The sequence below is a fragment of the Streptomyces sp. NPDC059853 genome (assembly GCF_042731495.1).
Lineage (GTDB): Bacteria > Actinomycetota > Actinomycetes > Streptomycetales > Streptomycetaceae > Streptomyces.
Map to the genome: position 1 here is coordinate 1 of NZ_JBHWJL010000285.1, position 6,746 is coordinate 6,746.

The 6,746-nt window shown below is 72.2% G+C and carries 6 protein-coding genes; 1 reads left to right on the forward strand and 5 read right to left on the reverse strand.

Annotated features, from left to right (window positions below; translation table 11 throughout):
* Positions 1–12: 12 nt before the first annotated feature.
* Complete coding sequence (bfr, locus tag ACFV5N_RS22765; protein ID WP_385602871.1) at positions 13–495, reverse strand: bacterioferritin; 483 nt, start codon at positions 493–495, stop codon at positions 13–15.
* Between the two features lie 172 nt (positions 496–667).
* On the opposite strand from bfr, the gene ACFV5N_RS22770 reads away from it, so the two are divergent.
* Positions 668–1,312 carry a sulfite oxidase-like oxidoreductase gene (locus tag ACFV5N_RS22770; RefSeq protein ID WP_385602874.1) on the forward strand — a complete coding sequence of 215 codons (645 nt, stop codon included), beginning with the start codon at positions 668–670 and terminating at the stop codon, positions 1,310–1,312.
* Between the two features lie 84 nt (positions 1,313–1,396).
* Here the strand turns inward: ACFV5N_RS22770 and ACFV5N_RS22775 are convergent, their stop codons facing one another.
* From ACFV5N_RS22775 to ACFV5N_RS22790, 4 genes are all read right to left on the reverse strand, one after another.
* Entirely contained in the window at positions 1,397–2,284 is an 888-nt protein-coding gene (locus ACFV5N_RS22775) for a deoxyribonuclease IV (protein WP_385602877.1), read from the reverse strand.
* 53 nt (positions 2,285–2,337) lie between these two features.
* Positions 2,338–3,192 (reverse strand): transglycosylase SLT domain-containing protein, encoded by an 855-nt coding sequence (locus ACFV5N_RS22780; protein WP_385602880.1) that lies wholly within the window; start codon positions 3,190–3,192, stop codon positions 2,338–2,340.
* 334 nt (positions 3,193–3,526) lie between these two features.
* On the reverse strand, positions 3,527–5,506 hold the full coding sequence (gene pknB, locus ACFV5N_RS22785) for a Stk1 family PASTA domain-containing Ser/Thr kinase (RefSeq protein ID WP_385602883.1): 1,980 nt from the start codon (positions 5,504–5,506) through the stop codon (positions 3,527–3,529).
* A gap of 87 nt (positions 5,507–5,593) precedes the next feature.
* The coding region (locus tag ACFV5N_RS22790; RefSeq protein WP_385602886.1) for a DUF4190 domain-containing protein at positions 5,594–6,746 on the reverse strand (1,153 nt) is incomplete at its 5' end.

The following is a 6,746-nucleotide window of genomic DNA, read 5'->3' on the forward strand; positions in this document are numbered from 1 at the left end:
GGCCGGGAGCGGTCAGGCCTCGCTGGGCTGCTCGATCTGCTGGGCGAGGTAGAGGGGTTCGCCGAGCTTCTCGATGAGTTCGAGCTGGGTGTCCAGGTAGTCGATGTGGTGCTCCTCGTCCTTGAGGATCGACTCGAAGAGCTTCGCCGAGGTGATGTCCGACTTGGCGCGCATCAGTTCGACGCCGCGGCGCAGGCGGTCGATCGCCTCCACCTCGATCTGGCGGTCCGCCTGGAACATCTCGGTGACCGTCTGCCCCACCCGGACGTGGAAGAGCCGCTGATAGTTGGGGAGTCCTTCGAGGAACAGGATCCGGTCGGTGAGGACCTCCGCGTGGCGCATCTCGTCGAAGGACTCGGCGCGGGTGTACTTCGCCAGCTTCAGCCAGCCGAAGTTCTCCTGCATCTTGGCATGCAGGAAGTACTGGTTGATGGCCGTCAGTTCGGCGGTCAGCTGTTCGTTCAGGAACTCGATGACCTCGGGATCGCCCTGCATGGCAGCGGGCTCCTTCCGTACGGGGGAGCGGGTGTGCGAGGCATCGTGGCACTCCGGTCGGCATGACGTCCAGTAAGCGAAGGCTTACCGAATTACCCCGTTTCACCTGACTTGCCGGAGGATCGGGGGTGGCGGTTCTCGTTGTGCATGTCAGGTCTGTCACCATGGACCCATGGGTCACCCGGAAAGCCGTTCGGAGGAGGAAGCGGACACACCGCATCCGGCCGGGGAGCTTCCCCCCGGACAGCGGGAGCAGCGCGGCTGGCCCGTCACCCACTACGGCCCGGTACCCCGGTTCCGGGCCGAACGCTGGGAATTCCGCGTCTTCGGTGCCACCGCCTCCGGTGACAAACGCTGCTGGAACCACGAGGAGTTCAGTGCCCTGCCGCACGAGACCGTCGTCGGCGACCTGCACTGCGTCACCAAATTCAGCATGCTGGGCGCCGAATGGGGCGGCGTACGGGCGGCAACGCTGCTCACCCTCGCCCCGCCCGCGCCCGAGGTCACCCACGTCATGGTGTGGGCCGAGTACGGCTACAGCGCCAATCTGCGGCTGGCCGACTTCGCCGCCGACCGCACCGTCTTCGCCACCCACCGCGACGGCGAACTGCTGACCGCGGAACACGGCTTCCCGGTGCGGCTGGTCGTCCCCCACCTGTACGCCTGGAAAGGCCCCAAGTGGGTGCGCGGCGTGGAGTACATGACCGCCGACCGGCGCGGGTTCTGGGAGGAACGCGGCTACCACAACCTCGGCGACCCCTGGCGCGAACAGCGCTACAGCTACCAGGAGGAACCGGGCGACGGCCCCGAACTCTGAGCCGGCGCGGCGCCTCCGCCACCCCCCGCCCGCGCCGGCGGTGTCGAGGTACGCGGCAGCGGCGCGCGCTGCCCGCCGCCGGGGTCAGCCCGGCGCCGGTGCGGACCTGAGTTCCTTCAGCAGGGCCACATCCGCCGCGTGGCCCTCCGGGCCGCCCGGGGTCTCGATGATCAGGGGCACGTGGGCCGTCGCCGGGTGCCGCAGCAGCGCGGCGAAGGCCGCTTCCCCGATGTGCCCCGCGCCGATGTTCTCGTGCCGGTCGCGCCGTGAGCCGACCGGTGCCTTGGAGTCGTTGGCGTGGATCAGCCGCAGCCGCCCGGGGCCGGCCACCCGCACCAGTTCGTCCAGCGTCGCCGCCACCCCGTCCGGGGCCGCCAGATCGTGCCCGGCGGCGAAGACATGGGCGGTGTCCAGACAGATGCCCACCCGGGGGTGGTGGCGCAGCGCCGCCAGGTAGGGGCCGAGATCGGCGACGCGGGAGCACAGCGAGGCGCCCTGCCCGGCGGTGGGCTCCAGGAGGAGGTACGGGTCGTCGTCGTGCGTGAGATCGTCCAGCAGCGGCAGCAGCAGTTCACCGGTCTGGGCCAGTGCGCTCTCCCGGCTGCGCCCGCCCGTCGCCGAGCCGGTGTGGACGACCACCCCGCGCGCGCCGATCGCCCGGCCCCGGCGCAGCGAGTGCCGCAGCGAGCGCACCGAGCGCTCGGCGGTGACCGGATCGGCGGAGCCCGGGTTGATGAGGTACGGCGCGTGGACGTACGCGGACAGCCCCCGCCGCGCGCACCCGGCGCGGAACTCCTCGTCCTGGGCCGGGTCCCCGGGCGGGGTGGCCCAGCCGCGCGGATTGGCGACGAACACCTGGAGCGTTTCGGCGGCCAGGGTGGCGGCGTAGGAAAGGCCACGGGCGGCCAGGCCCCCGGCTACGGGGACGTGGCCGCCCAGTGGATTGCGGTCGCGCGCGGAAACGGAGGTCACCGGCCCAGCTTGTCAGGACGCCGGGCGGGGTGGTGACGCGGGACGGGGCTTGCTCAGTACGGGCCGTTCACATTGTCGATGGAACCGTAGCGGTCCCAGGCGTAGTTGGCGGCGGCCACGATATTGGCGACCGGGTCGTACAGGCTGTAGGGGGTGCCTTCCACGTGATAGGCGTCGAAGGTCGGCTGAATCACCTGGAGCAGACCGATGGACGGTGTGCCGTTGATCCAGTTGATGTCCCAGTCGTTGATCGCATTCGGGTCACCGCTGGATTCCCGCATGATGTTGCGGTAAAGCCCGTCGTAAGAGCCCGGAATTCCGTGCTCGGCCATGATGTCCAGGGCCTCGCGGATCCAGCCGTCCAGGTCGTCCGTGTAGGTCGGGGCGGCCGGCGCGGCGGGCGCGGGCTCGGCGGGGGCCTCGGGGGCCGCGGTCACCTCGGCGGCGGCTGCCTCAGCGGCGGCTGCCTCGGCGGCGGCGGCCTCCTCGGCCCGCGCCAGCGTCTCGCGCTCGGCGGCCCGGCTCGCGGCGGCCTCCTCGGCGGCGGCGCGCTCGGCTTCGGCCTGCTGGGAGGGCAGTTCCTCGGCGGCACGCTCGGAGGCGAGCCGCTCGCTGTGCCGGGTGGGCGACTCGGGGGCCAGCGCCCGCAGGGTCTTCTGGAGGGAGGCGGTGACGTCCTCGGAGGCGGAGTCGCCGGCCCCGGCGGCGGCCTGCGCCTGCCCGGGGACGTCGTTGGCCTTCACGGCCCAGTGAGCGGCGGAACCGGACCCGCCCGTTTCGTGGGCGCTCGCGCTGGGCACCAGCGTGAAAGCGATGGCGGCGATACCGCAGCCGGCGACCGCGGTGGTGGCGGACCGCTGGAGCCGGGACAGCCGACTTCGCCGGGGAGTGGGGAGCTGAGCGGACATGCGGGGGACCTCACGTTCGTTCTTCGCGATGACTGCGACGGCCTTTCGTAGCAGTCACGGAAAACCCCGCGCAAAGGTCCTTCTTACTACTCCGGATAGTGCCGGTGCCAGGGTTCACCCGGGGATTCCCCGAGGGGTCCCGGAGGAATGTCCCCGGAATTTCCCCGGCTTTTTACGGCCCGCGGCGCTCAATGCGGCAACACTAAGGAAGCTCGTATGTGACGGGCGTCCTATGGCACGCATCACAGGGGCGGGGGCACCGGGCGGTGCGGAATGTGACCCCCGCCTCAGATCACCGGGGTGGCCGGGGGAGACCCGCCCCGGCCCGCCGGTCTCAGCGGACCCAGATGGTGATGGTCGCGCCGCGCGGGGCGCTGTCCCCGCCGTAGACGGACTGGTTGAAGATGGTCCCGGTGAAGAACAGCCGGTTGACGTTCACCTCGAAGCCCGCGTCCTCCAGGATCCGCCGGCCCTCCTCCTCCGGCTCCCCGCGCACATCGGGCACCACGATCATCTCCTGGCCCTTGGAGATCGCCAGGGTGATGACGTCGCCCTCGCCCGCCGCCTCGCCCGCGCCGGGGGACTGCTCGGCGACGGTGCCCGGCTCCTCCTCGGAGAACACCCGCTCCGGGGCGATCTCCACCTCGTAGCCGGCCTCGGTGAGCTGCTGGATGGCGGTGCCCTCGGCGATGCCGACCACATCGGGCACGTCCAGCTGCGGGCCCCGGCTGACCACCAGGGCCACGGCGGCGTCCGGGCGCTTCTCGGTGCCGGGCGCCGGGTCGGTGGAGAGCACCGAGCCCCGGGGCACCTCGGCGGAGAACTCGTGGGTCTCCTCGCCCGGGGTCAGCCCGGCGCCCTCCAGCTGTCGCTTGGCCTCCTCCAGCGGGATGCCGCGTAGATTGGGCACGGTGGCCACCGGCGGCCCCTGCGAGACGGTGAGGGTGACGGTCCCGTTCTTGCGGATCCGGTCGCCGCGCGCCGGGTCGGTGGAGATGACGTGGCCCGGCTCGACCGTCTCGTGGTACGCCTCGGTGACCGACACGTCAAGACCGGCGTCGCGCAGCGTGGCCTCCGCCTCGGCCTGCGGCACGCCGTACACGCCGGGGGTCCGGACGAACTGCCCGGAGCTGACGTACCAGACGCCCGCGCCGATGCCGAGGACCGCCACCACGGCCGCGATCAGCAGCAGGACGGGGCGGCGCGGCAGCCGGGAGGCGAGCGTCGCCGGGGCGGCTCCGTCCGCCGGCTCCTGCGGCAGCTCGATGCGGGCGGTGTGGCCCACGGCGCCGGGGCCGTCCGGGGCGGTGGCGCGCACCCCGGCCGGCCGGGGCACCACGCTGGTGCGGTCCTCGGGACCGACGCCGGAGGCGGACGCGGGCGGCGTGAGCCGGTCGGTCGCCTCCTCGCCGTCGGCGGCCTCCGCCGGGTCCACGGCGGCCGGCGGGCGGACGTCCAGCTCCTCGTCGGTCAGCCCGGCCCGGGTCTCCCGCAGCAGCGCCAGCATCTCCACCGCGTCGGCGGGCCGGTCCTGCGGGGTACGGGAGGCGGTCCTCGCCACCAGGGTGTCCAGCGCGGCGGCCAGCCCGGGCACCGCCTCGGAAGGGGGCGGCACATCCCGGTTGACGTGCGCGAACAGCACCTGGGCCGGGGAGTCCCCGCCGTGCGGCTTGGCGCCGGTCAGCAGCTCGTACAGCAGCACGCCGCACGCGTAGACGTCGGCGCGCTGGTCGGCGGTGCCGTGTTCGATGCGCTCGGGGGCCAGATAGGAGACGGTGCCCAGCAGGGTGCCGGTGTCCGCCGAGGTCTGGTGGTCGACGCCTCGCGCGAGGCCGAAGTCGGCGACCTTGACCCGGCCGCCCGCGCCGATGAGGACGTTCTCGGGCTTGATGTCGCGGTGCACGAGCCCGGCCCGGTGGGCGGCGCCGAGCCCCGCGAGCAGCGGCTCCATGAGGTCGAGCACGGCGCGCGGCGCCAGCGCCCCGCGCTCGCGCAGCAGATCGCGCAGGGTGCAGCCGGCCACGTACTCCATGGCCAGGTAGACGTAGTCGCCGTCGCGGCCCTGGTCGAGCACGCCGACGATGTTCTGGTGGTCGAGGCGGGCCACCGACTTGGCCTCGCGGATGAAGCGCTCGGTGAACTCCTCGTCGTCCGCCAGCGAGGGATGCATGACCTTGACGGCCAGCTCGCGTTCGAGGCGGGTGTCCACCGCCCGGTAGACCGTGGCCATGCCGCCGACGGCGATCCGCTCGTCCACGCGGTAACGGCCGTCGAGTACATGCCCGATCAGCGGGTCCTGAAGGGTGGTGTCCACGGCTGACGAGTCTACGGTCTGCCGTGGACACCCACCCGGCCGCCGCCGTCCCCGGTCGGGGACCGCAGCGAAACGGTGACGGAAGTGTCAGCTGCCCGTTGCCAGTCCGAGCAGCTCGCGCACCTCGGTCTCCGTCTCCACGCCCAAGGTGTCGTAGCCGTCGACGTAGTTGCTCCACACGTCCTGCTCGTCGGAGGCGTCCGCCATGGCCTGCCAGTGCTCCAGGCTGGTCTCGCGGGCGGCGATCAGGTCGGCGATCAGCTCCTCCACCCCGGCCTCGGACCAGGTGGCGCCGGACAGCGCGTCGATCTCGTCCTCGATGCCGGCGGCCATCTCACCGGCCCACTCCCGGTTCGCCGTCAGCTCCTCGTCCAGCGGCTCCAGCCGCAGGGTGGTCTCCAGCGGCCCGGTGATCTCCAGGTACCGCAGGGCGTCGGCGCTCAGCGTGTCCTCGTCGGTGCGCAGCGAGGCGGACATCGACCGGCTGTCGCCCCGGCCGAAGAAGCACAGGATCTCGCGGTCGCCCATGTCCCAGCTGGCCTGCTCGGGGTGGTAGTAGAAGATCTGGACGTCCTCGCCCAGCACCCAGGTGTCCAGGAGGTAGGACGTGACGAGCCGGTTGCACTCGGTGTTGGCGAGTTCCACCAGGACGTCGGTGTCGGGGTAGGTGTCGAAGCCGCTGATCTCGTGGGTGCCGAAGGCCTCCGCCTCGTGCGGCACGTCGCAGGGGTAGAGGGTGACGTCGTACTCCGAGCCGCCCTCTTCGTCCTGGTACTGGTCGAGGCCGCTGGTGTCGAAGCAGTCGCCGACGGCGATGTCGAAGACGGCGATGCGCTCGCCGCTCTCGGGCACGTCCCGGCCCGGCTCGTCCTGCGCCGCACCGTCCTCGCCGCCGGACGGCGGCGCGCTGTCGGAGGGGGCCGCGCCGTCGGTGCTGTCGATGTTGTTGTAGACGGCCAGGGGCACCAGCACGGCCAGCGCCGCGATCTGTACGGCGCCCAGCACGATGCCGGCGATCGCCAGCGGCTTGCCGCGCTCCCCGGTCTTCTTGACCTGGTTGAGGCCGAGGATGCCGAGGATCAGCGCGATGGGGGCCAGCGCGAGCAGGCCGGTGACCAGCGCGCCGACGGACAGCCTGTTGGTCTTGCCGGACTGCGGCGGCTGCGGCTGGTACGGGGGTACGGGGCCGCCGGGGCCAGGGCGGATGTGGTCATGAGCAGGGCTCCGAGCCCCAGAAACG